Source organism: Nocardia sp. JCM 38205, from assembly GCF_058222935.1.
The window spans coordinates 767,470-790,988 of sequence record NZ_JBYHFL010000001.1 but is presented as its reverse complement, the minus strand read 5'-3'; the positions used below and the strand labels follow the sequence as shown (position 1 = coordinate 790,988).

Here is a 23,519-nt window from a genome sequence, read left to right as displayed (position 1 = left end):
CCGGCGGGACAGCGGGAATCGGTAGTGCCGAACGGGCGCGAAAAGTATTGTCGCCAGGTAGTTCGCAGTGAATACCGAAGGGAATATTCCGCGCGGAATATTCAGCACGGTTCGACGGTGGATCGCCTAGGTCGGGTTATTCGCTCAAGTACTTTTCGATGCCGTCCAGGCGGTCTGCGCGGAACAACTCGACGCCGTCGGCCGCATCGAGCAACGCCCACTGATCCTCGTCCGGAACGGGGATGAGTTGGTAGCCGGCGCGGCGGGCGCGCACGGTGAGGAAGCGCAGTCGCGCGGCGGTCGCTCGGTCGGTGTGCGGGTGCTCGTTCACTGGCCTCGGCTCCTGTTCTCGGCGTCGGGCTGCCAGTTGCGCAGGGCATCGGCGAACCGGGTCAATGTTCGAGTATCGGTGATGATCGGGCAGTTCAGCGGCTGTTTCGGCGACGGGCCCCCGGACCGGCCGGGGATTCGTCGCGGCAGCGTCGTGCTCACGAGTGCCTCCGGATGCGTGGTTCAGAAACCCATATGCGGACGGTCGGCGGGAACCATGCGGCGATCCGCGACCAGCCGCGCCTTCGCCTGCTGCTTGACCGCACAGACCGAGACCAGGCAGTCGATGTGCACCTGCATCACCCGATGCGCCTCGCCCACGGTCATGGACGACACCCGCTGATGATCGAGCACGGGATCTCCGAACATCGTTGCACCTCTCAACTGTCGAAACACGGATGAAGGAAAGTGCCCGGCGGTATCACCGAATGCGCGGTGCGGACCCGGCGCGCCGTACGGAGGGGCATCGGCCGCGACGCGCTGTCCTATTCACCGCCGGACACGCAGTAAGTAAACACCGAGATTTCGTGTTGTTGGCGTGTCTGTATGCAATTGGCGCACAATGAATTTGATCCACCTGGACCGGTTGCTCCGAGTTAAATGACCGTTCCATCTGAGTTGACATGACGGTGAGCGAAGCTAACGAAAGGTGATGTTCGTGCCCGTGGAATCGAGTCCTTCGACCCTGCCGCGACGAGTGCTCGGACGGCGGTTGGTCCAATTGCGTGAGTCACGCGAACTGAGTCGTGCACTCGCTGCGCGCCGGGTTCAGATGGGCACACAGACGCTGTGGCGCTTGGAGACCGGTCGCAGCAGTGAAGTGAAGCGGATGGTCATCAACGCACTCTGTGATCTGTACGAGTCGAGCGCGGAGGAGCGGCGCGAGTTGCTGTGGTTGGCGGAGGAAACCAAGAAGGAGGGCTGGTGGCAGTCATATGTCGACGCGATGGTCCCAGAGGTCGAGGTGTACGTGAGCCTCGAGCAGTCGGCGCGCAGAACGATCACATGGCAATCGACCCTGGTCCCGGGACTGTTGCAGACCGCCGACTACCGGCACGCCGTGTGGGATATCGCGAAGACGCAGCGTCAGCGTATCGACTTCACGCGCGAGATCGCGCTGCTCGAACGGCGGCAGAGTCGACTCCGCGACTCGGACAACTTCGCCTTCTCCGCGCTCCTGTGCGAGTCGGTGTTGCTGCGCCAAGTGGGCGGCCCTGAGGTCATGGCCGCTCAGCTGGAGCGGCTTCTCGAGGCCGGGGAACTGCCGAACGTGTCGATCCGGGTGGCCAGGCTGGGCACGCCGAGCCATGCCGGGCTGATCAACAAGGACTTCGTGTTCATCGAGTTTCCTGAGCACCTGAATCCCGCGCTGAGTGAACCGCCGGTGGTGTTCATCGAGGGCTTCACGGGCGACCTCTACCTGGACAAGCCGCTGGAGATCGAGACCTATCGCGCGGCATACACCGATATTGGTCGGGTAGCGTTGGACGAGCGGGATACTCGCAGTCTCATCGAGTCGATTCTCAAGGAGCGTGCAGCGTGAAAGTCGATCTGTCTGAAGCTGTTTGGTTCAAGAGCTCCCGCAGCACCGGAAGCAAGGAGTGCGTCGAGATCGCCCATCTCGGCTCCGGCGAGGTCGGCCTCCGTGACTCGAAGAATCCCACCGGCCCCGCCCTGGTCTTCGGTCCGGGCGAATGGGATGCCTTCTTGACCGGCATAGCAGCGGGCAGGTTCGATCGGTCCTCCTGACATTCGAGTCAGCAGTGATCAGCTGGGCGGCGTCGGGTCGTTCGTTGCGCTCCGAGCGGGCGATTCGGCGCGCACCCGCCCGGCGCCACGGGCCGGTGATCTGATCGGCTGACGCCGGAGAACCGTGCTCGGGCAACACCGATGGTCTCATGGTCAGAACGGCCGCACTGCCATCTGGATACGATGTGGCAAATCCCAGCCGTGATCGGCGCGCACCTCGTATCGTTGAGGGTGCGACCCGCCACCAGGAAAACTGTTCGGGCCCAGCGTATCCCCAGCGTCACGTGTTTTGTGGGTATCTCGACGGGATACCCCGGTGGCAGTGCAGGGCGATGCCGGAAGTACCCGTAGGCGCGGCGGTGGGCCGTGAGTGAGTTTCACCTGCGGTAATGCCGGAGAGCTCGACCCGGCGCTGCTCGGCTGCTCTTCCCGGCCGTCGAGTGGCGTCCACCCAGCTCCACCGTCATCACAGTTCGGTTCGACGAGAAGCAAGGAGACGGTTATGCAACTGCTGGACTTCTCAGCGAGCCTGATCGACCCGCAGGCGATCGTGGACGCCGGATACGCCGGCGTGATCGGCTACTTCTCAGAATCCCGGCCGGGCACCAACTTCGGCGCCAAACCCCTCCGCCGCGACTACTGCGACGCACTGCGCGCATACGGGCTGGAAATCGTCTCCAACTACCAGTACGGCAAAGGCGACACCTCCGACTGGCTGGGCGGCTACGACGCGGGAGTCCACCACGCGCAGATCGCCATGCGCTACCACACCGAGGCCGGCGGACCGCCGCGACGACCGATCTACGCGCCGGTCGATGCCAACCCCACCCTGCAACAGTGGAACGACCTGATCGCGCCGTTCCTGCGCGGCTGGGCCAGTGTGGTCGGACTCGAATGGACCGGCATGTACGGCAATGCCCGCTGCATCGAATGGGCGCTGGAAGACGATGTCGCCCGGTGGTTCTGGCAACACAACTGGTCCGGTGACCCGGCCCTCAATGTCGGCCATCCCGCCGCGCACATGCACCAGATCGAGATCGACGCCCGACAAGTGGGAGGAGTGACCGTCGATGTGAACACGGTGCTGAAACCCGATTTCGGGCAGTGGTCGCTGGCGAGCTCGGCGCCCGCCCCCGAGTTCCGTGAGATCAACGAGATCGGCGTGTCCCCGAACTGGCACTCCCGGGAAGGCGCGCCGGTGCTGTGGTGGCTGCTGCACACCCAGGAAGGCAACGGCACCGCCGAATCGCTGGCGAACTACCTGCAGAACCCGAACAGCGGCGTCTCCTACCACTACACCATCGACAATTCGGTGACCGTGGTGGACGTCATCGACACCGACGTCGCGTCCTGGTCGGTGCTCGACGCCAACAATCGTTCGATCAACCTGTGCTTCGCCGGCAGCCGCGCGGCCTGGTCGCGGCAGCAGTGGCTGGACAACATGGGGCGCGCCATCGACGTCGCCGCCTACCTGGCAGTGCAGGACAGCCGTCGATACGGCTTCCCGGCGCGCATCATCTCACCCGCGGAACTCGGCGCCGGACGGCCCGGCATCGCCGACCACTACGCGGTCACCGAAGGGCTCGGCGTCGGCTCGCACACCGACGTCGGCCCGAACTTCCCCTGGGACGTCTTCTCGGCGGCAATTACCAAGTACGCGAATGGAGCTGACATGTCCTTCCTCGAAGAAACCCTCACCAACTACCGAGGCGACACCGTCACCGTCGGCACCCTGCTGCACTACCTCGACAAACACGTCGGCCTCACCCTCGACCAGGTCGCCGGCCCCGACACCTCCCGAGGCGCGGACTTCCCCGGCTGGGAAGCCCTTGGCGGCCGCACCGTCGTCGAAGCCCTCGCCGCCATCGGCGAAAAACTCGGCATCGAAGGCTTCGGCAACCCCACCTGACCCGATTGGGTGGGGTCCGCTGCGACCACGCCGCCGTCAGCGGTATTCGGTGGCCAAATCGGTGTAATCACGCCACTTCGGCATCGGCTGAGTACACAGGTAGGCAGTGAAACGGTCGAGCAGGTATTGCCAGCGGGGGCCGACCTTCGCGGCATCGTCGGGGTGGACGTGGCGGCGGACGAGTTCGAGGTTGGTCACCACGCCGACCTGGCTCAGACGCAGCTCGAGGGCGCCGTCACCGTCGATCCGGGCGTGGAGTTCGTTCGGTGCCGAGCAGTGATCGATGTGCACGGTGAGGGGGCCGGGGACGGGACCGTCGTCGGGTTCGATGACGAGGTCGGTGCCGGTGCCCGAGACCGCTCCGAACCAGCGCACGAGCTGGCGGGCCTCGGTGCAGGCCGCCCACACCCCGAGCACAGGATGCCGGAACGACCGTAGGTAGTGCAGAAGTACCAGCTCGTCGGGGCAATCGTGTTCCGGCCGCACTTCGCCGAGCATCGACGTCGTCGTCATCGGTGTACCTCCCGCGGTTCGCTGTCGCTGTCGAGAGTATTTCCCGTGGGCGGCTCGCGAATCGTTATTCGGTGCAATCGCTTACCGGTCGGCGCGTCGTGCCCACCCACCCGTCAGCGAGAGACGAGTTCGAGGGCGGCGGCCTCGATGGCGGTGTCGTCGAGCAGGACCGTGCTCGCGGCCGGCCCGAGCGGAACGAAACTGTCGGCGCTGGTCACCCGGGCGATGCGACCGGTGAATCCGGCGTCGAGCAGGGCCGCGAACACCGATTCGGAGACGCCCCCGCTGCGCCGGGTCTCGTCGGCGACCAGCACTCGGCCGGTGATCGCGGCGTGATGGAGCAGATCGTCGTGGGGGAGCGGGGCCAGCCAGCGCACATCGACGACCCTGGCGTCCACGCCACGCGCGGCCAGCCTGCGCGCGACACGCACGCTCATCGGCACGCCGTTGCCGAAGGTGACGATGGTCAGATCGGCACCGTCGCCGTAGGTCCTGGCCCGGCCGATCGGCACATGCCAGGGTGCGCTCGCCGGGGCGAGCCAGCCGCCGTCCTCGGATTCGTACAGGTCACGGCGGTGATAGAGGGCGATCGGCTCGATGATGACACACACCCGCCCGTCCACCCTCGCCGCCGACACACAGGTGCGCAGCAGCGCGGCAGCATCGTCGGCACGGGCGGGTACCGCCACCACGAGGCCGGGGATATCGCGGAGCGCGGCGACGGAATTGTCGTTGTGGAAGTGGCCGCCGAAACCGCGCTGATACCCCAGCCCGGCGACCCGCACCACCATCGGATTGCGGTAGCGGCCATCGGAGAAGAACTGCAAGGTCGCAGCCTCACCGCGCAACTGGTCGAGCGCGTTGTGCACGTACGCCAGGTACTGGATTTCCGGGATCGGCACGAAACCGGCGAGCCCGGCGCCGAGCGCGGTGCCGAGCACGCTCTGCTCATCCAGCAGCGTGTCGAATACGCGCCGCGCCCCGAAATCCTTGCGCAGCCCCTTCGTGACGCCGTAGACCCCGCCCTTGCGGCCGACGTCCTCCCCGAACACCAGGAGGTCGCTGTCGCGGGCGAGCAGGGCGCGCAAGGTGTGGTTGATGCCCTGCGCGAGAGTCAGCGGGAGATGTTCGGCCGGGCCGGTGGCCACAGCCGCGCCGGTACTTCGCTCGACGTCGGCCTGCACCAGGTCGGGATGCGCCGGCGCGAGCGGCGCCATCACCTGTGCCGCGGAAGCGAGCTTCGGGGCCTTCGCGAGATCTTCCGCCACCTCGGCGACCCGTCCGGCGATCGCGTCGTATCGAGCCAGAACCTCATCGGGGGTACAGATTCCGATGGTGATCAGCATGCGCGCGGTGGCGGCGACCGGGTCGCACTCGGCGTCGGCGGCGATCGCGGTGGGAGCTCGGTAGGCGGTTTCGACATCGGAACCGGCGTGTCCGAGCAGGCGCACCGTGCGCAAGCGCAGGAAAGCCGGGGCGCGGTGCGTGCGCACCCAATGCACAGCATCGTTCGCGGTGGTGAAGGCGTCGAGCAGATCGCACCCATCGGCGTCGAAATACCGCAGGCCCCGCCGCTGACCGTAGGCGGTGGCGATCCAGTCCGGTGGCGTCGGCACGCTGATGCCGATGCCGTTGTCTTCGCAGACGAAAAGGATCGGTAGACCCACACCGAGATGCGCGGTGTGCACGGCGGCGTTGATCGCGCCCGTCGCGGTCGAATGATTGGCGGACGCGTCGCCGAAAGTGCACAGCACCACCGCATCCCGCGGCCATTCCCGCGCGACGCCGAGCCGTACGCCACGGTCGAGCGCGAACGCCAACCCCACCGCGCGAGGCAGGTGTGAGGCAATGGTCGAGGTCTGCGGGATCACCGCCGCGGCCTTGCTGCCGAACACCTTGTGCCGACCCCCGGAGATCGGATCCGCCGACGCCGCGACAACGCCGAGCAACACCTCCCGGACCGGATCCAGCCCGTCCACCTGCCGCGCCCGCTGCACGAAGAACGCGCCCGACCGGTAGTGCAGCAACGCCGGATCATCGACCCGCGTCGCCATCGCCAACGCCGCGTTCCCTTCATGCCCCGAGGATCCGATGCTGTAGTAACCGAGCCCCGCCCGACCCAGCCGCCGAGCCGCGAGATCCAGCTGCCGACTCGTCACCTGCGAATCGAACAGCTCCACGCACCCACCGGCGCTGATCCCAGGAGCCACCATCTCCTCGGGAGCCCGCTTCACCCCGGGCACGGCCGCCCGCACCGCGGCTCGGAACCGCTGCTCGAGCTCCTGCTCACTCATCCCCGCGCCCCGCCGATGTCCCGCGCGCTCATCACCGAGCGCTGCGACCGCTCGATGTCACAGGTCATGATCGCCAGCCTACGACCGTCCGGCGTCCTGCTGCCCGCGCCGCGCGGGGCCGCACCGTCGGCGCCGGGCCGGGGAGCAGGCGGGCTATGCGATTTCGGCGAGGGCGGCGACGCCGGACAAGAGTATTATTTTCCCTGTTCAACCCCGCCCCACGGCGCGGAAGTGACCTGCCGGAGGGCAGGGACTCCTCCGTCGGCCGGTTCCGCCGCAGTGGTCGTCGAAGAGCCATCACGTACGGAGGCAACGATCATGGGCATCGCCACGAGCATGCGGGAGTATCTCGACGGGCTGCACGTCCACTACGACGTGAGCACACACGACAGGACATCGACATCGGCCCGAACCGCACAGGCCGGGCACATCCCCGGCCGGCAGCTGGCCAAAGGGGTCGTGCTGAAGAAGGACGGCGGCTATATGGTCGCCGTGCTTCCGTCGAACCGCCTCATCGATCTGGCCGAGACCGGTGACGTGGTCGGCGAAAAGGTGCGGCTGGCGTCCGAGGCGGAGGCCTCGGCACTGTTCCCGGACTGCGACACCGGCGCCATCCCCGTGGTCGCCGAGCCCTACCACGTGCCCTGCGTGGTCGACGACCAACTCGACCAGCGCGAGGACATCTACTTCGAGGGCGGCGACCACAGCACCCTCGTGCACGTCTCCGGCGCCGACTTCGCCCGGCTGACGTCGAGCTATCCGCACGGGCACATCACTATTTGAGCGAGCGCGGGTCCGAAGCTGTGCGGTAGCGCGCGACCGTTACCGCAGCGAGCCGGCTGCGGCCCGGTCGAGCATCCACGTGGTCGACTCCGAACCGGAGGCACCGGCGGCGGGGATGTCGACCGGTTCGGCGCCGGCCAGCGCGGCCGCGACGGCATCGGCCTTCGCCCCACCGGCCACCACGAGCACCACGTGCCGGGCGTGCCGGATCGCGGGCAAGGTCAGGGTGACGCGCACCGGGGGCGGCTTGGGGGAGTCGGTCACCGCGACGACCAGTTCGTGTTCCTCGCGCACCGCATCGGTATCGGGGAACAGCGAATTGATGTGGCCCTCGCCGCCCATCCCGAGCAGATGCAGGTCGAAGGCACCGTGCTGGGCGAGGTGGGCATGTACGGCGGCGGAGTACTCGGCCGCCGCGGCCACCGGGTCGGGGTATTCGCCATCGGAGGTCGCCACCGGATGCACCCGGTGCGGATCTACCGCCACATGATCGAGCAGCGCCTCGCGGGCCTGCCGGTCGTTGCGTTCGGCATCGCCCGCCGGGACGAACCGCTCATCGCCCCAGAACACATCCAGGCGCGACCAGTCGATGTCGCCGGGCGTCTCGCGGACCTTCGTCAACAGGTCGATGCCGGTGCCGCCGCCGGTGAGCACCACCGACGCCGAGCCGCGCTCGGCCTGGGCCGCCACCACCACGCCGACGAACCGTTTCGCCGCCGCCGTCACCAGCGCGTCGGCGTCGGGATGCACCTCGACGGTATCGCCGGGGAACTGCGAATCGGTGCTACTGGACATAGGTCACCCTTTCGATGCCGGCCAGTGCCTCGGCATAGATGTCGTCGGCGTCGAGCCGGCGCAGCTCCTCGGCGAGGCAGTCCCGAGCTTCCCTGCGCGCCAACGCGATCCGCTGATCCGGTTCCCCGGTGCGGGTGAGCGTGGCGGTGACACCGGTCTGCGGGCGGGTGATGCCGATCGACACCGTGGGCCGATGCAGTTCCACCCGCAGCTCCCCGGTGCGCCGGTATACCGGGCAGTGCAGGCGCCCGGCCAGCCAACCGGCCAGGATGTCGAGGGCCGGTTCGTCGCGCAGTCCCGACACCGTCACCGATTCGACCGGCTCGAACGGCGGCTCGTCCATCGCGGCCGCGAGCAGCGCACGCCAATAGGTGATCCGGCTCCACGCCAGATCGGTATCGCCGGAGGCGTAGGAATGGCTGCGCTTCTTGATGGTGGCCTGCGGATCGGCCGCGAAGGTGGCGTCGGTGATCCGCCGGGCGGCCAACCGGCCCACCGAATCCTTGGACGGGTACTCCGGCGCTCCACGCGGCCACCACGCCACCACCGGTGTGTCCGGCAGCAGGAACGGGATGACGACGCTGCTCTCGTGATTGATCAGTTGCCCCTGCAACCGCAGCACGATCACCTCGGCCGCGCCCGCGTCCCCGCCGACGCGGATCTGGGCGTCCAACCGGGTCTCGGCGTCGCGGTCGCCGCGCGCCAGCACGACCACCCGGCAGGGATGTTCACGGCTGGCGTCGTTGGCGGCGTCGATCGCGTCCTCGGCCTCGGAGCTGTCCAGCGTGCACACCACCAGGGTGAGCACCCGGCCCATGGTGATCACACCGTTGCTCTCACGCAGCTTCACCAGCCGTTTGGTGACTTCGCCGGTGGTGGTGTCGGGCATGTCGACGATCACGGGCGCCGCCATTCCCGGCCGGTGCGGGCCAGCATCTCATCGGCCGATTCGGGTCCCCAGGTGCCGGCCTCGTACTGTTCGGGTTTGCCGTTCGCCGCCCAGTGATCCAGCACCGGATCGAGGATGCTCCAGGACAATTCGACCTCCGCGTTCACCGGGAACAGCGACGGCACCCCGAGCAGCACATCCAGGATGAGCCGCTCGTAGGCCTCGGGGGAGGACTCGGTGAACGCCTCGCCGTAACTGAAATCCATGTTGACATCGCGCACCTCCATCCCGGTCCCCGGCACCTTGGACCCGAACCGCATGGTGATGCCCTCATCCGGCTGAATCCGCATCACCAGGGCGTTCTGCCCCAGTTCCTCGGTCATGGTCTGGTCGAAGGGCAGGTGCGGCGCCCGTTTGAACACCACCGCGATCTCGGTGACGCGCCGGCCCAGCCGTTTGCCGGTGCGCAGATAGAACGGCACGCCCGCCCAGCGCCGGGTGTTGACCTCCAGGGTCAGCGCGGCATAGGTCTCGGTGCGCGAATCAGGGTCGAAACCCTCCTCGTCCAGTAGCCCGACCACCTGCTCACCGCCCTGCCAGCCTGCCGCGTACTGACCGCGCGCGGTGGTCTCGTCCAGCGGTTCGACGAGGGTGGTGGCGGAGAGGACCTTGATCTTCTCCATCTGTAACTGGTTGGGCGCGAAGCTGATCGGCTCCTCCATCGCGGTGAGCGCCAGCAACTGCAACAGATGATTCTGGATGACGTCGCGCGCCGCGCCGATCCCGTCGTAGTAGCCCGCGCGCCCGCCGAGCCCGATGTCCTCGGCCATGGTGATCTGCACGTGGTCGACGTAATTGGCGTTCCAGATCGGATCGAACAACTGGTTCGCGAAGCGCAACGCCAGAATGTTCTGCACCGTCTCCTTGCCGAGATAGTGGTCGATGCGGAACACCGTCTCCTCCGGGAACACCCGGTTGACCAGCGCGTTGAGTTCGCGGGCGCTGTCCAGATCGTGCCCGAACGGCTTCTCGATCACCACCCGCCGCCACGGCGTGCGCCCCTGCACCTGCGCGGGCTTGGCCAACCCGTGCTCGGAGAGCTGATCGAGCACCACCGGGAACATGTCCGGCGGAATCGACAGGTAGAAGGCGTGATTGCCGCCGGTGCCGCGTTCGGCGTCCAGCCGCGCCAGCGTCGCCGCCAGCTGCGCGAAGGCCGCGTCGTCCTCGAAGGTGCCCTGGACGAACCGGATGCCTTCGGACAGGTGATCCCACACCTGCTGCCGAAAGGGGGTGCGCGCGTGCGCCTTCACCGATTGCAGCACGATGTCGGCGAAATCGGCGTCGCCCATGTCGCGGCGGGCGAAACCCACCAGCGCGAAACCCGGGGGCAACAGCCCCCGGTTCGCCAGATCGTAGATGGCCGGCATGAGCTTCTTCCGGGACAGATCGCCGGTGACACCGAAGATCACCATGCTGCACGGTCCCGCGATCCGCGGTACCCGCTTGTCCCGTCCGTCGCGCAGTGGGTTACGCCACCCGGCCGTGGTCGCTGCGTGCCCGGTACCGGCCATCTGGGTCAGTTACCCCCGGCCGCGGACAGCTCCTGTGCGGTGGCCGAAAGCAGTTCCTCCCACGACTTCTCGAATTTGTCGACGCCTTCGCGTTCGAGCACCGCGAACACATCGTCGAGGTCGATGCCGACGGCCGCCAGCTTGTCGAACACCTCCTGCGCCGCCGCGGCGGTGCCGGAGACGGTGTCGCCACGGATCTCGCCGTGATCGGCGACCGCTTCGAGGGTCTTCTCCGGCAGAGTGTTGACGGTATTGGGGGCCACCAGCTCGGTCACGTACATGGTGTCCGAGTACTCCGGGTTCTTCACCCCGGTCGAGGCCCACAGCGGCCGCTGACGGTTGGCCCCCATGGCCGCGAGGTGGCTGTAGGTGGAGGTGTGCGCGCCGCCGTCGAAGACGTCCTGGTACTCCGCGTAGGCCAGGCGGGCATTCGCCACACCGGCCTGGCCGCGCAATGCCAGTGCCTCCGGCGAGCCGATCGCCTCGAGCCGCTTGTCGATCTCGGTGTCGACCCGCGACACGAAGAACGAGGCCACCGAATGGATGTAGGCCAGATCGTGGCCGGCGGTGCGCGCCTTGCGCAGACCGTCGAGGTAGGCGCCCATCACCGAGCGGTAGCGGGCCACGGAGAAGATCAGCGTGACATTGACGCTGATGCCCTCGGCGATCACCGCGGTGATCGCGGGCAGGCCCTCCTCGGTGGCCGGGATCTTGATGAACAGGTTGGGCCGGTCGACGATCTTCCACAGCTCCACCGCCTGGGCGACGGTCTTGTCGGCGTCGAAGGCCAGCCGCGGATCGACCTCGATGGAGACCCGGCCGTCCACGCCACCGGTCTGCTCGAACACCGGGGCAAGCACATCGCAGGCCGCGCGGACGTCGTCGGTGGTGATGGTGCGGATGGCCGCGTCGGCGTCGGCACCCTGCTCGGCCAAGGCCGTGACCTGGGCGTCGTAGGCGTGGCCCTTGCTCAGTGCGCCCTGGAAGATGGTCGGGTTGGTGGTCACCCCGACCACGCCGCGGGTCGCGATCAGTTCCGCGAGATTGCCGGAGTTGATCCGGTCGCGGGACAGATCGTCGAGCCAGACCGACACTCCCGCCGCACTGAGGGCGGCGATGTTCTCGTTCTGTGCCATGAGCACTTATCCCTTCACGTTGCTGAGCGTGCGCTGGGCGGCTGCCACCACGGCCTCGGGCGTGAAGCCGAACTCGCGGAACAGGGTCTTGTAGTCGGCGGAGGCGCCGAAGTGCTCGATGGAGACGATCTCGCCCGCGTCACCGGCGAACCGGTGCCACGGCATCGCGATACCGGCCTCGACGGTCACCCTCGCGGCGACCGACGGCGGCAGCACCTCGTCGCGGTAGGCCTTGTCCTGCGCGTCGAACCACTCCACGCACGGCATCGAGACCACGCGGGTGCCGATACCCTGCTCCTCCAGCGTAGTGCGCGCGGCGACCGCGAGCTGGAGCTCCGAACCGGTGGCGATCAAGATCACCTGCGGGGTGCCGGTGGAGGCCTCGGCCAGGATGTAGCCGCCCTTGGCCACACCCTCGTAGCTGGTGCCCTCCAGGATCGGCAGGTTCTGGCGGGTCAGCGCCAGCGCCGACGGGCCGTCCTGATGCGGCATCTCCGAGACGGAGAAATGCGAGCTGTGCTCGCTGCTGTCGCGTTCGAGGATGGTGCGCCAGGCGTAGGTGGTCTCGTTGGCGTCGCCGGGGCGGACCACGTTCAGGCCGGGGATGGCGCGCAGCGCGGCCAGATGCTCGATCGGCTGGTGGGTCGGGCCGTCTTCGCCGAGACCGATGGAATCGTGGGTCCAGACGTAGGTGACCGGAATGCGCATCAGCGCGGCCAGGCGCACGGCCGGGCGCATGTAATCGCTGAACACCAGGAAGGTGCCGCCGTAGGGGCGGGTGGGACCGTGCAGCGCGATGCCGTTGAGGATCGAGCCCATCGCGTGCTCACGCACACCGAAGTGCAGGGTGCGGCCGTACGGGCTGGTCTTCCACATACCGGTGGAGATCGACTCGGGGCCGAAGCTCGGTACGTCCGGCATGGTGGTGTTGTTGGATTCGGCGAGGTCGGCCGAACCGCCCCACAGCTCCGGCAGCACCGGCGCCAGCGCGGCGAGCACCTTGCCGGAGGCCTTGCGGGTGGCCATGCCGGCCGGATCCGGCTCGTAGGTGGGCAGATTCGCGGCCCAGCCCGCGGGCAGATCGCGGTTGGCCAGCCGATCGAACAGCTTCTTGTTCTCCGGGTTGGCCTGCGCCCACGCGTCGAAGCTCTGCTGCCAGTCCTTATGCGCCTGCTGACCGCGTTCGATGGCCTTGCGGGTGTGCGCGATGACGGCGTCGTCGACCTGGAAGCTCTGCTCCGGATCGAACCCGAGGATCTTCTTGGTCGCGGCCACCTCGTCGCCGCCGAGCGCGGCGCCGTGCGAAGCACCGGTGTTCATCTTGGTGGGCGCCGGGTAGCCGATGACGGTGCGCAGCACGATGATCGACGGCTTGCCGGTCTCGGCCTTGGCGGCCTCGATCGCGGCCTCGATCGCGACGACGTCCTCGCCGCCCTCGACGGTCTGCACATGCCAGCCGTAGGCGGCGTAGCGGGCGGCGACGTCTTCGGTGAAGGCGATGGTGGTGTCGTCCTCGATGGAGATCTTGTTGTCGTCGTAGATCACCACCAGATTGCCCAGCTGCTGGGTGCCCGCCAGCGACGACGCCTCGGAGGTGACGCCCTCCTCGAGGTCACCGTCGGAGGCCACGACGTAGATGAAGTGATCGAACGGGCTGGCGCCGGGCGCGGCATCCGGATCGAACAGGCCGCGCTCGCGGCGGGCCGCCATGGCCATGCCGACCGCGGAGGCCAGGCCCTGGCCCAGCGGGCCGGTGGTGATCTCGACGCCGTCGGTGTGCCGGAACTCCGGGTGGCCCGGGGTCAGCGAGCCCCACTTGCGCAGGTTCTTCAGATCGTCGAGTTCGAGCCCGAAACCGGCCAGGTACAGCTGGATGTACTGGGTGAGGCTGGAGTGGCCGCACGAGAGCACGAAGCGGTCGCGGCCGGCCCAGCTCGGATCGGTGGGGTCGTGGCGCATGACGCGCTGGTAGAGCACGTAGGCCAGCGGCGCGAGGCTCATCGCGGTACCGGGGTGACCGTTGCCCGCGTTCTGGACCGCGTCCGCGGCCAGCACCCGGATCGTGTCGACCGCCTTGGTGTCCAGGTCCGTCCAGTCGGCCGGATGGTTCGGCTGGGTGAGGGCGCGGATGTCGTCTGTCACTGACACGACCGAGGTTCTCCTGACATTGGTTTCGTCGACGATGGCGGGGTGGGCGGTGGCATGACGTACGGCAACGCCGAAAAGCGCGTGCCGGATGTATCCACCACCCTAGTTGTGCCCGCGACCGGCCGCGCACGAACCCAGCCGAAATCCGCCGCTCGGCGGCGTGGCGCACGGCCCGGCCCGCCCCGATGATCTGGTCCGCCGGGATCGGCGTGGTCGCTCGCCGTCGTCGGTGCCCGGGAAGTCGGGGCAGCTCGCCGATAGTGTGGCCGCCACCACGAAGCGGTGCCGGATCGCGTGAACTGCCGCTGTTCAGTCCGGGTTCGGGCGGTTACCCCCGGGTGAACGGCACCATGTCGGGGCAGGGGGCGAGGGTCGGGGCGGTAGGGGCGTGGGTCTACCATCGTCTGTAGTAGTGGCCGCGCCGCAGCTGCGCGCTGCTCGTTCCACAGCCGGATGCGATGCACAGCGTGCGAGGAGAAGAAGTGCGGATCGGTCAACAGCCGGGGGTCGGCGGCGCGCACGATTCCGCACCGGCGCTCGCGAGTCGGATCAGCGGTGACGGCCCGTTGTCGAAGCTTGTGCGTCGGCCGCTGGCCTATATCGCGCTGACCAAACCGCGCGTCATCGAACTGCTGCTGGTCGCCACCATCCCGACCATGCTGCTGGCCGACCGCGGCCACGTCGACATCCGCCTCATCCTCGCCACCCTGTTCGGCGGCTGGATGGGCGCGGCGAGCGCGAACACCCTCAACTGCGTGGCCGACGCCGATATCGACAAGGTGATGAAGCGGACGGCCAAGCGGCCGCTGGCCCGCGACGCGGTGCCCACCTCGCACGCGTTCGTCTTCGGCGTGGTGCTCGGCATCGGCTCGTTCGCCTGGCTGTGGTGGCAGGCCAACCTGCTCAGCGGTGTGCTGGTGGTCGCCACGATCCTGTTCTACGTCTTCGTCTACACCCTCGGACTCAAGCGCCGCACCTCGCAGAACGTGGTGTGGGGTGGCGCCGCCGGTTGCATGCCTGCCCTAGTCGGCTGGTCGGCGGTCACCGGAACCATCGGCTGGCCCGCGATCGCGCTGTTCGGCGTCATCTTCTTCTGGACGCCGCCGCACACCTGGGCGCTGGCCATGCGCTACAAGGAGGATTACCGCGCGGCCGGGGTGCCGATGCTTCCGGTGGTGGCCACCGAGCAGACGGTCACCAAGCAGATCGTCATCTACACCTGGCTGACGGTGCTGACCACGCTGGTACTCGTCCCGGCCACCGGCGTGATCTACGCGGCCGTCGCCCTGGTCGCGGGCGCCTGGTTCCTGCTGATGGCCCACCAGCTCTACGCGGGTGTGCGCCGTGGCGAATCGGTGAAACCACTGCGGCTGTTCCTGCAGTCCAACAACTACCTGGCGGTGGTGTTCTGTGGCCTCGCCATCGACTCGGTGCTCGGCTGGACCACCATCGGTGAGGTGCTGTTCGGCTGAGCCGGCGGGGCCGCTGCGGCGGGCAGCCGGGATCGCCCTACCACCGTGGGGCGGTGTTCGAGTAGGTACGCCGGGTGCCCTGAGGTGGGGCCTGTAGCGTCGGCGTCGCGTCAGCGTCGTCTGGCCGAGGCGGTGACGAGTTCGGCCGGGGCGCCGGGCAGTGCGTCGTCCTCGGCGTCGCCTATACCGAGATCGCGTGCGACGAAGGCCCTGATCGACATCGACTCCCGGTCGGCCGTCCCGCACGTCCCCGTCCGGCGGACCAGCTCGCGGCTGTCGTCGGCGGCGATGACGTAGCCGAAACGCCGGACTTCGATTCCGCCCGCCCGGGCCAGCACCGCCGTGACACCGACCGGTTCCGAGCGCAGCGACACCAGCGCCGTGCCGAGCTCGACGGCCAGGCCCAAGTCGGCGAGGCGTTCGAGCAGGGCGTCGCCCGCGCCGCGTCGTGCCTGCCGGTCGAGGCCACGCAGCCGCAGGGCACTCGCGAGCGAGGAATCCGCGGCCGCGTCGGCGAACAGGCGCCCGGCCCGGTCGACGACACGCACGGCGATTCCGCGCCGCACCAGACCGAGAGCGACGGGAAGCCCGATCGGGCCCGCGCCGGTGATCAATACCTGCATGTCTGCCTCCTGTGCTGGATTACGTACCCGACTCGGTGGCTGTGCCGGCGCGGTCGGGAGAATTCGGTGGTCGGCGTCGGGGGAACGGCGCCACCGGGTCGAACAGTCACGGGTGGGAGTACCCCGGCGGGGGAGCGTCTGGCCCTGGCCGGGGCGTGCGCTCGCTGAGGGCATGTGCCGGATGAGGCAGGTGCCCACCGGGGCCGCCGACTCATCTCGGTGCCGTCATTCGCCCGGCTCCGGTCGCCGGCTCGGCAGCCGCGCCGGTGACACGGCCGATGTACCCGTCCGGGCGGATCAGGATCCGGGCTCCGTCGACGACGTCGTAGGCGTCGTGGGCGTGGCCGCCGGCGTCGATGAACGCCGAGCCGTCGGCGTCGGTGCCGGGGCGCACGATCGTGTACGCGCGGGTGCCCGGCTCGGTGGGGAGCTCGCCGGTCGCGCCGAAGCACAGCAGCGTCGCGTGGGGGCCGCGGAACAGATCGAACAGGCGCACGGAGTTCCCCGCCGCGTCCTTCAGAGGAGCGTCCGGTGCGCGATCGCCGACCGCGACGGCGGCGGTATCGGCCGGATCGCGGTAGGTGAGGTCGAGCTGACGGGTCTGCTCGCCGCGGTGCATGGCGTCTTCGTCGCCGTCGATCAGCTTGTCGAGCAGTTCGGTGCTGATACCGAGCACCCGCGCGGCGACCGAGCGCCGCTCGGGCTCGTAGGTGGCCAGCGGTGCCTCGTCACCGGCGAGTGCCGCGGCCAGTTTCCAGCCGAGGTTGTAGGCGTCCTGGATGCCGGTGTTCATGCCCTGCCCGCCGGTGGGTGGATGGACGTGGGCGGCGTCACCGGCCAGCAGGACGCGCCCGACCCGGAATCGTTGCGCCAGGCGGATGTTGGGGCGCCAGACGGTGACCCAGGTGAGATCGGTGAGTGTGAGGTCGTCGCGGCCGGAGTAGCGGTCCAGGTACTCCTGCAGGGTGGCGAGGGTGGGCTCGGCGTCACCGTCGAGCGGCGCCGCGCATTGGAAGTGGCGTCCACCGGGCAACGGGGACAGCGCGATTCCCGCCATCGGGTTGTCCGCGGCGGCGAACCAGTGGCCGTAGCCGTGGTCGAGCGCGTCGGCGCGCACATCGCCGAGCAGCATGCGCACCGACTCGTCGGTGCTGCCCTCGAACGCGATGCCGAGTTGCTTGCGGACGGTGCTGGCGCCGCCGTCGGCGCCGACCAGGTAGGCGGCCCGCACGAGCTCGCGCGTCGCACCGCGCGCCACGACCGCGCTGACGCCCTCGCCATCCTGCTCGAAGGATTCCAGGGCGCTGCCCAGCTCGACGTGGACGCCGAATCCGGCCAGCCGCTCGCGCAGAATCGCTTCGGTCCCGGACTGTCCCAGCATCCAGACATTGGGGTAGGGGACCGCCGGCGTCGGTTCGGCGGGCTCGCTCATCCGGTGTTCGCCGGCGAACTGTCCGCCCAAGTAGGCCCGCATGACCGGCGCGGGCGCCCCGGCCGCGTGGATGGCATCGAGGACGCCGAGGTCGTCGAAGACCTCGAGGGTGCGGGGTTGGATGCCGTCGCCGCGTGAGCCCGCGAAGAACTGTTCGGCGCGATCGATCAGCCGGACCGGGATGCCACGGCGGGCGAGGTCGATGGCGAGCGTCAGACCGGTCGGGCCTGCGCCCGCGATGAGGACGGGATGCTGCATGAGAACTCCTGGACCAGCGGGCACCGCATAACTGAATTGCGATTCATTGAATATGGATTCAGTATTGGAGTTGGTAGGTTGCCTTGTCAAGGAGGTGATGTGGTGGCCAGCCGCAGAGAGCGATCGGTGGAGACCGAACAGGCGCTCAAGGACGCCGCGCGCCGGGTATTCGCCGAACGCGGCTACCTCAACACCAAGATCACCGACATCACCACCGCCGCAGGCCGGGCCGCCGGCTCGTTCTACAACCACTTCGCGAGCAAAGAGGAGCTGCTGCAAGCGCTCCTGGCCGATCTGGCCGAAGTCGGCGACGCGCAGGCCGAACAACCCGAGCACAACCCGGATTTCAGCGACCCGGAGGCAGTGCGCTTCCATATCGCCGCGTACTGGAAGTTCGCCAGAGAACACGCGGTGGTGCTGCGGGCCATGGGGCAGGCGGCGATCGTCAACGAGGATTTCGCGCGCACGCTCGCTCGATTCGGCGTCGAGCAGCGCGCCGATATCGCCGACCACCTGGATGGGCTGGCGGCGAAGGGATTACAGCTGCCCAGCGGGGTGGATGCCAGCCTGGCGATGGTGTTCTACCTCGCCCAGGGCGTTCTCGGCGGGGTGGAGGACGGCTCGGTGCAGCTCTCGGACGACGAGGCGATCGAGGGCTTGACCCGGTTCATCTACCGCGGGCTCACCGGCCGCGACTACTGAACCGCGCCGCGCCTGCTCAGGGCAGCAGCACGATGGACCCGGTGGTCTTGCGGCCCTCCAGATCGCGATGCGCCTGCGCGGCCTCGGCCAGGGGATAGGTCGCGCCGACGCGAATCGCCAAAGCGCCCTCCGCGATCGCTTCGAGCACATCACCGGCCCGCCACAGCAATTCGGCCCGGTCGCGGGTGTAGTGCGCCAGCGTCGGCCGGGTGACGAACAGCGAACCCGCCGCATTGAGCCGTTGCAGATCGAACGGCGGCACCGGGCCGCTCGCGGCCCCGAACAGTGCCAGCATCCCGCGAATCCGCAACGACGCCAGGCTCGCCTCGAAGGTCGCGGCCCCGACGCCGTCGTAGACCGCGGCCACACCGGTGCCGTCGGTCAGAGCGCGTACCCGCTCGGCCAGATCATCGCCGTAGCGCAGCACTTCGGCCGCGCCCGCCGCGCGCGAGAGGGTCTCCTTCTCGTCGGAGGACACCGTGGTGATCACGCGCACGCCGCGCGCGGCCGCCATCTGGGTGAGCAGCAGGCCGACACCGCCGGCGCCGGCGTGCACGAGCACGGTCTCGCCGGGTTCCGGCCGGTAGATCGATTCGATCAGGTAGTGCGCGGTCATGCCCTGCAGCAGCGCCGAGGCCGCGACGGGCGGGTCGACGTCATCGGGCACCGCGACCGCGACGGCCTCGTCGACCGCCACCAGCGGGGCGTAACTGCCGGGCGCGGCCGCCCAGCACACCCGGTCTCCCGGCTGGAACTCGGTGACCTCGGCGCCGACCTGCGCCACCACACCGGTGCCTTCGGCGCCGGGAATGTAGGGGACCGGCTGCTTGTAGGTGCCGGTGCGGATGTAGGTGTCGATGAAGTTGACGCCGATCGCGTCGGTGTCGACCAGCAGTTGACCGGGCCCGATCTGCGGGTCCGGCACCTCGGTGTAGGTGAGAACCTCGGGACCACCGTGCTCGGAAACCTGGATGGCGCGCATGGACTCAGTTCTACACCGAGGGCACCCCGATCCAGCCCACCGCCGGGGTGGAGCTTTTCTTACCCGCCGGTAAACTGCGGGCATGAGTGCAGATGTCGCCACCGTGACCGCGCAGGTCCCGAGTTCCGTCGTGGACTCGGTGAAGAAGTTCGTCGCCGAGCACGGCGGCTCCGCTACCGCCGTCTTGCAGCCGATCGGCCGGATGGGTGTGCGGGTCACCCTGGTCGGTTCCGACGGCATCCTCGGTGACCAGGTGGTCGCCGATCTCGACACCGCGAAGGCGCTGGTCGAGCGGGTGGACGGGCTCAGCGAAGCCGACGAATGGGAGCGCGAGCTGACCTCGATCGTCACCCCGCGCACCGGCCACTGGGCCAAGATGGCCGGTTGGGTGGCCAAGCAGACCCGGTTCCCCAAGGCGCGCAACGAGCGATAGCTCACCGGCTTCGGTTTGTGCGCCGTCACAGGCGCACTGCCGCGGCATTGGCTGATGTCACAACTCGGCCGCCAACCCCTACTGGCCGGTAACTATTCGCGTTACCGTGATCACTCCGCGATCAACCTCGGGCCAGAAGGAATCGATATGACGGTCGTCGACTCGACTCGCCCGCGCCTCACCGTTGCCGGCCGCCCGATCACCAGCCAGCTGCGCGATGTGTCGACGCTCTCGCGCCGGATGGTCGGGCACTTCATCGAGCACGTGGCGCCCTGCGGGACCTTGCCGGGTGATGCGCTCCAGGGCGACGTCACCGCGGTGACCCGGGTCTGCCTGGAACTTGCGCTGAATCTGCTCGATGGCCACAACCTGCCGGAGCAGATCGACCAGGTGGGCGAGGCCGCCGCCGAATGGGCCCGCGAGGGCGTACCGATCGACACCATCAATCACGCCATCCACGAGGGCTTCAAACTCGGCCTCGACGCCCTGCTGAGCAATGCCTCGCCGGCCGACTACGCCGATCTGGTGACCACGGCGCGGCGGCTGCTGGAAATCCTGGACACCATCACGACCACGGTCTCGATGGCGTATGTGCGCGAATACCGGTCCGTGGTCAGCGAACACCACACCGCGGTGCACACGCTCACCTCGGCGCTGCTCGGCGGGCACAGCACCTCGACCATGGCCAGGGAGTGCGGGATCGAGATCGCCGCCTCCTACGCGGTTCTGGCGCTGGCGATTCCGCCGCACCCGGATGAGGCCGCGCCCGCGGTCGACGGCAAGATCGTCGCTCGCCGCAAGTTGCGGCGCATCCAGGCCGAACTGGCCACCCGCTGCGGTGATCGGGCGTTGTCGCTGCTGAGCGTCGACGGTGGCACGCTGCTGCTGCCCTCGATCGACGTCGACGACGAGACGCTGGACGAGCTGATCGCCCAGCTCTCGGCCGCCGCGCGAGTGCCGATCACCGCGACCGTGGTCGCGGCCGTGCCCGCCGAGATTCCGGCCGCGTCCGACCAGGCCCATGAGCTGCTCGACACGGTGCAGCGGATCTCCGGGCTCGGCGGGCTGCACCGCTTCAACGATCTGGCGCTCGAATACCAGATCACCCGGCCCGGTCCGGCACGCGAATACCTCAGCGGCATCCTGGATCCGCTCGACGAGCACCCGGAACTGCTGGAGACGCTGCGCCAGCACATCGCCAACAACTTCAACCGGCAGCGCACCGCGCGGTTGATGCATATGCACACCAACACCCTCGACTATCGCCTCAAGCGGGTGCGCATGCTGACCGGCTTCGACCCGACCCAGCCGTCGGGGCTGTGGTATCTCACCTCGGCCCTGGTGGCGCGCAGTTATCGCGGCGCGACGGCTGATTCCGCCTGATCCTTCCGGCCCCCAGGGAACCCAGGGGGCCGAAGCTTTGTCGGTTGAGCGGCACACGAGTCGCGCATCACAGGCAATTTGGTTGTGCGCAACTTAATTGCCCACTACCGTTCAGTGGTGGAGGTGGTGACCGATGACCGATATCGATGAGCTCGCACTCGACAACCAGGTGTGCTTCGCGCTGTACTCCGCGTCGCGGGCGATGATCCGTCTGTATCGGCCGCTGTTGGATGAGCTCGGCCTGACCTATCCGCAGTACCTGGTGATGCTGGTGCTGTGGGAGCGCGGTGAGGTGAGCGTCAAGGAACTCGGCGCGGCGCTGGAACTGGATTCCGGCACGCTCTCGCCGCTGCTCAAACGGCTCGAATCCACCGGAATGGTGCAGCGCAGGCGCGCCGCGGGCGACGAGCGCTCGGTGCTGGTCGAGGCCACGCCCGAGGGCCGGGCGCTGCGCGAACGCGCCAAGGCCGTGCCCCGCCGGATCGGCTGCGCGACCGGCCTGGACGCCTCCGAACTCGCCGGCTTCCGGGCGCAATTGCGCGCGGTCACCGCATTCATCGACAACCAGCAACTGGTGCTGGACAACCCCGAGGAGAACGCATGACCACCCTGTACACCGCCGAAGCCACCGCGACCGGCGCAGGCCGCGGCGGACACGTCCGCTCCACCGACGCCGCGCTTGACCTCGATCTGAGCATCCCGAAGGAACTCGGTGGCGCGGGCGGCACGGGCACCAATCCCGAGCAGTTGTTCGCGGCCGGATTCGCGGCCTGCTTCCACAGTGCGTTGCAGGTGGTGGCGCGCCGGGAGAAGGTCGCCCTCGACGGCACCTCGGTCACCGGCGCGGTCGGCATCGGCCCGGACGGCGCGGGCTACGGACTCACGGTGGCGTTGACCGTCGATCTGCCGGGCATCGAGCGCGCGCAGGGTGAGGCACTCATCGCGGCCGCCCATCAGGTGTGCCCGTACTCCAACGCCACTCGCGGCAATATCGACGTCCAGCTCACGCTGGCCTGATCGAGCGGCGGTGTCGGCGGCCGAACGCCGCTGCGCCTCCGGGCTCGGCGAGGGCCGTCAGGGCGAGTCGGACGCACCAGCCCGTCAGGGAACGCGAGGCGGGGTGCGATCAGGCGGCCGAGACCGCCGGATCGGCGGCCGGAGCCTCGACGCGTTCCCTGGTCCGCAGCGACGCCCACAGTGCGGCGGTGGCGGCAGTGCAGGCCGCCGCACCGCCCACATGCAGCACGACGAGCGCGGCGGGCACATCGGTGAAGTACTGCACCACACCGATGAGCCCCTGCGCGAGCACCAGACCGAGCAGCACCCACATCCGGGTCCGCACCGGTTTCGGTGCCCCGATCGCCAGCAGCCCGAAGGCCAGGCCGATGAGCAGGGCGAGATAGCCGACCAGCAGCTGCGAATGCAGATGCACCAGCGTCACGATCTCGACCTCGAGCCGTTCGACCGGGCGGTCGATGCTCTTGTCGCCCGCATGCGGGCCCGCGGCGGTGACGAGGGTGCCCGCGATCAGGGTGCCCGCGAGGGCGGCGCCACTCAGCACCGTCAGCCAGCGCAGGGGAGCGGGTGCGCGGACGGTCTCCACGCCGTCGTCCGGCTCGCTGATCTTGGCATACATGACCACCGCGAGCCACACCATCACCATCGACGCCAGCAGATGCACCGCGACGGTCCACCAGAGCAGACCGGTGCGCACCGTGATACCGCCGATGATGGCCTGAACGACCGTGCCGCCGGGCATCAGCCAGGCGTAGATCAGCACTTCGCGCCTGCGTCGTGCTCTGGTCACCGCGAGCACGATGAGCGCGGCGAACAGCGTCACCACGAAGGTGAGCAGCCGGTTGCCGAACTCGACGGTCTGGTGCAGGACCGGCACCTCGGACACACCCACCGGAGTGAAGCTGCCTGGGAAACATTGCGGCCAGGTGGGGCAGCCGAGGCCGGAGGCGGTGACGCGCACGATGGCGCCGGTCACCGAGATGCCTGCCTGCGAGGCGATCACCCCGGCGGCGATCAGCAGCTGGCCGCGCTGGGACAGCAGCGGCAGGCGGTCGACGAGACGCAGGAACGCGCGATACAGCACGTCACGATGGTAG

23 protein-coding genes are annotated in these 23,519 nt (G+C 68.6%); 10 read left to right on the top strand and 13 right to left on the bottom strand.

What is annotated here, in order from left to right:
- Positions 1–136 precede the first annotated feature (136 nt).
- Together AC4HOU_RS03670 and AC4HOU_RS03665 are read right to left on the bottom strand one after the other, a co-directional pair.
- A complete protein-coding gene (locus AC4HOU_RS03670) occupies positions 137–331 on the bottom strand; it encodes a hypothetical protein (protein WP_194991792.1) in 195 nt (64 codons plus the stop codon).
- 182 nt (positions 332–513) lie between these two features.
- Entirely contained in the window at positions 514–699 is a 186-nt protein-coding gene (locus tag AC4HOU_RS03665; RefSeq protein ID WP_194991791.1) for a hypothetical protein, read from the bottom strand.
- A 289-nt stretch (positions 700–988) separates the two neighbouring features.
- Here AC4HOU_RS03665 and AC4HOU_RS03660 point away from each other — a divergent pair, with 289 nt between their 5' ends.
- The 3 genes from AC4HOU_RS03660 to AC4HOU_RS03650 all read left to right on the top strand — a co-directional run bounded on the left by AC4HOU_RS03660 (position 989) and on the right by AC4HOU_RS03650 (position 3,988).
- Positions 989–1,873, top strand: a complete 885-nt coding sequence (locus AC4HOU_RS03660) for a helix-turn-helix domain-containing protein (protein ID WP_194991790.1) — start codon at positions 989–991, stop codon at positions 1,871–1,873.
- The gene (locus AC4HOU_RS03655) at positions 1,870–2,079 is read left to right on the top strand and encodes a DUF397 domain-containing protein (protein WP_194991789.1); all 210 of its coding nucleotides are present in this window, start codon (positions 1,870–1,872) and stop codon (positions 2,077–2,079) included. Before AC4HOU_RS03660 ends, AC4HOU_RS03655 begins: the two co-directional genes overlap by 4 nt.
- Positions 2,080–2,581: 502 nt before the next feature.
- Positions 2,582–3,988: a glycoside hydrolase domain-containing protein gene (locus AC4HOU_RS03650; RefSeq protein WP_490724119.1), complete on the top strand. Its 1,407-nt coding sequence runs from the start codon at positions 2,582–2,584 to the stop codon at positions 3,986–3,988.
- Positions 3,989–4,024: 36 nt separating this feature from the next.
- On the opposite strand, the gene AC4HOU_RS03645 is transcribed toward AC4HOU_RS03650, so the two are convergent.
- Entirely contained in the window at positions 4,025–4,501 is a 477-nt protein-coding gene (locus AC4HOU_RS03645) for an SRPBCC family protein (RefSeq protein WP_163817434.1), read from the bottom strand.
- 113 nt (positions 4,502–4,614) lie between these two features.
- Positions 4,615–6,795 carry a thiamine pyrophosphate-dependent enzyme gene (locus AC4HOU_RS03640; protein WP_490724118.1) on the bottom strand — a complete coding sequence of 727 codons (2,181 nt, stop codon included), beginning with the start codon at positions 6,793–6,795 and terminating at the stop codon, positions 4,615–4,617.
- Between the two features lie 318 nt (positions 6,796–7,113).
- Between AC4HOU_RS03640 and AC4HOU_RS03635 the strand changes: the two genes are divergently transcribed.
- Positions 7,114–7,578 carry an aminoacyl-tRNA deacylase gene (locus AC4HOU_RS03635; RefSeq protein WP_194992835.1) on the top strand — a complete coding sequence of 155 codons (465 nt, stop codon included), beginning with the start codon at positions 7,114–7,116 and terminating at the stop codon, positions 7,576–7,578.
- Positions 7,579–7,617: 39 nt separating this feature from the next.
- On the opposite strand, the gene pgl is transcribed toward AC4HOU_RS03635, so the two are convergent.
- From pgl to tkt, 5 genes are read right to left on the bottom strand one after another with little or no spacing between them, the layout of a single operon-like run.
- Positions 7,618–8,373: a 6-phosphogluconolactonase gene (gene pgl / locus AC4HOU_RS03630; RefSeq protein WP_490724117.1), complete on the bottom strand. Its 756-nt coding sequence runs from the start codon at positions 8,371–8,373 to the stop codon at positions 7,618–7,620.
- Positions 8,363–9,274 carry a glucose-6-phosphate dehydrogenase assembly protein OpcA gene (gene opcA / locus AC4HOU_RS03625; protein ID WP_175586017.1) on the bottom strand — a complete coding sequence of 304 codons (912 nt, stop codon included), beginning with the start codon at positions 9,272–9,274 and terminating at the stop codon, positions 8,363–8,365. Before opcA ends, pgl begins: the two co-directional genes overlap by 11 nt.
- Positions 9,271–10,836: a glucose-6-phosphate dehydrogenase gene (gene zwf / locus AC4HOU_RS03620; RefSeq protein WP_195007056.1), complete on the bottom strand. Its 1,566-nt coding sequence runs from the start codon at positions 10,834–10,836 to the stop codon at positions 9,271–9,273. Before zwf ends, opcA begins: the two co-directional genes overlap by 4 nt.
- 5 nt (positions 10,837–10,841) lie before the next feature.
- Positions 10,842–11,972: a transaldolase gene (gene tal / locus AC4HOU_RS03615; protein ID WP_163817421.1), complete on the bottom strand. Its 1,131-nt coding sequence runs from the start codon at positions 11,970–11,972 to the stop codon at positions 10,842–10,844.
- Positions 11,973–11,978: 6 nt separating this feature from the next.
- Positions 11,979–14,120: a transketolase gene (gene tkt / locus AC4HOU_RS03610; RefSeq protein ID WP_195007057.1), complete on the bottom strand. Its 2,142-nt coding sequence runs from the start codon at positions 14,118–14,120 to the stop codon at positions 11,979–11,981.
- A 548-nt stretch (positions 14,121–14,668) separates the two neighbouring features.
- Between tkt and AC4HOU_RS03605 the strand changes: the two genes are divergently transcribed.
- Positions 14,669–15,592: a heme o synthase gene (locus tag AC4HOU_RS03605; RefSeq protein WP_375139412.1), complete on the top strand. Its 924-nt coding sequence runs from the start codon at positions 14,669–14,671 to the stop codon at positions 15,590–15,592.
- A gap of 110 nt (positions 15,593–15,702) precedes the next feature.
- Here the strand turns inward: AC4HOU_RS03605 and AC4HOU_RS03600 are convergent, their stop codons facing one another.
- On the bottom strand, positions 15,703–16,215 hold the full coding sequence (locus AC4HOU_RS03600) for an NAD-binding protein (protein ID WP_490724116.1): 513 nt from the start codon (positions 16,213–16,215) through the stop codon (positions 15,703–15,705).
- Between the two features lie 211 nt (positions 16,216–16,426).
- Entirely contained in the window at positions 16,427–17,905 is a 1,479-nt protein-coding gene (locus tag AC4HOU_RS03595; RefSeq protein WP_490724115.1) for an FAD-dependent monooxygenase, read from the bottom strand.
- 102 nt (positions 17,906–18,007) lie between these two features.
- Here AC4HOU_RS03595 and AC4HOU_RS03590 point away from each other — a divergent pair, with 102 nt between their 5' ends.
- Positions 18,008–18,607, top strand: a complete 600-nt coding sequence (locus AC4HOU_RS03590) for a TetR/AcrR family transcriptional regulator (protein WP_309139025.1) — start codon at positions 18,008–18,010, stop codon at positions 18,605–18,607.
- A gap of 16 nt (positions 18,608–18,623) precedes the next feature.
- Here AC4HOU_RS03590 and AC4HOU_RS03585 read toward each other — a convergent pair whose 3' ends face one another.
- The gene (locus AC4HOU_RS03585) at positions 18,624–19,589 is read right to left on the bottom strand and encodes a quinone oxidoreductase family protein (protein ID WP_194991891.1); all 966 of its coding nucleotides are present in this window, start codon (positions 19,587–19,589) and stop codon (positions 18,624–18,626) included.
- An 82-nt stretch (positions 19,590–19,671) separates the two neighbouring features.
- On the opposite strand from AC4HOU_RS03585, the gene AC4HOU_RS03580 reads away from it, so the two are divergent.
- The 4 genes from AC4HOU_RS03580 (at position 19,672) to AC4HOU_RS03565 (ending at position 22,422) form a co-directional block, all read left to right on the top strand.
- On the top strand, positions 19,672–20,022 hold the full coding sequence (locus AC4HOU_RS03580; protein WP_194991892.1) for a hypothetical protein: 351 nt from the start codon (positions 19,672–19,674) through the stop codon (positions 20,020–20,022).
- Positions 20,023–20,169: 147 nt separating this feature from the next.
- Positions 20,170–21,405, top strand: a complete 1,236-nt coding sequence (locus tag AC4HOU_RS03575) for a PucR family transcriptional regulator (protein WP_163815542.1) — start codon at positions 20,170–20,172, stop codon at positions 21,403–21,405.
- Between the two features lie 133 nt (positions 21,406–21,538).
- On the top strand, positions 21,539–22,009 hold the full coding sequence (locus AC4HOU_RS03570) for a MarR family winged helix-turn-helix transcriptional regulator (RefSeq protein ID WP_194991893.1): 471 nt from the start codon (positions 21,539–21,541) through the stop codon (positions 22,007–22,009).
- Positions 22,006–22,422 carry an organic hydroperoxide resistance protein gene (locus AC4HOU_RS03565; protein ID WP_163815537.1) on the top strand — a complete coding sequence of 139 codons (417 nt, stop codon included), beginning with the start codon at positions 22,006–22,008 and terminating at the stop codon, positions 22,420–22,422. The genes AC4HOU_RS03570 and AC4HOU_RS03565 overlap by 4 nt, the downstream gene beginning before the upstream one ends.
- A 109-nt stretch (positions 22,423–22,531) precedes the next feature.
- On the opposite strand, the gene AC4HOU_RS03560 is transcribed toward AC4HOU_RS03565, so the two are convergent.
- Positions 22,532–23,506, bottom strand: coding sequence for a COX15/CtaA family protein (locus tag AC4HOU_RS03560; RefSeq protein ID WP_194991894.1), 975 nt, complete (start codon positions 23,504–23,506; stop codon positions 22,532–22,534).
- Positions 23,507–23,519: the final 13 nt, after the last annotated feature.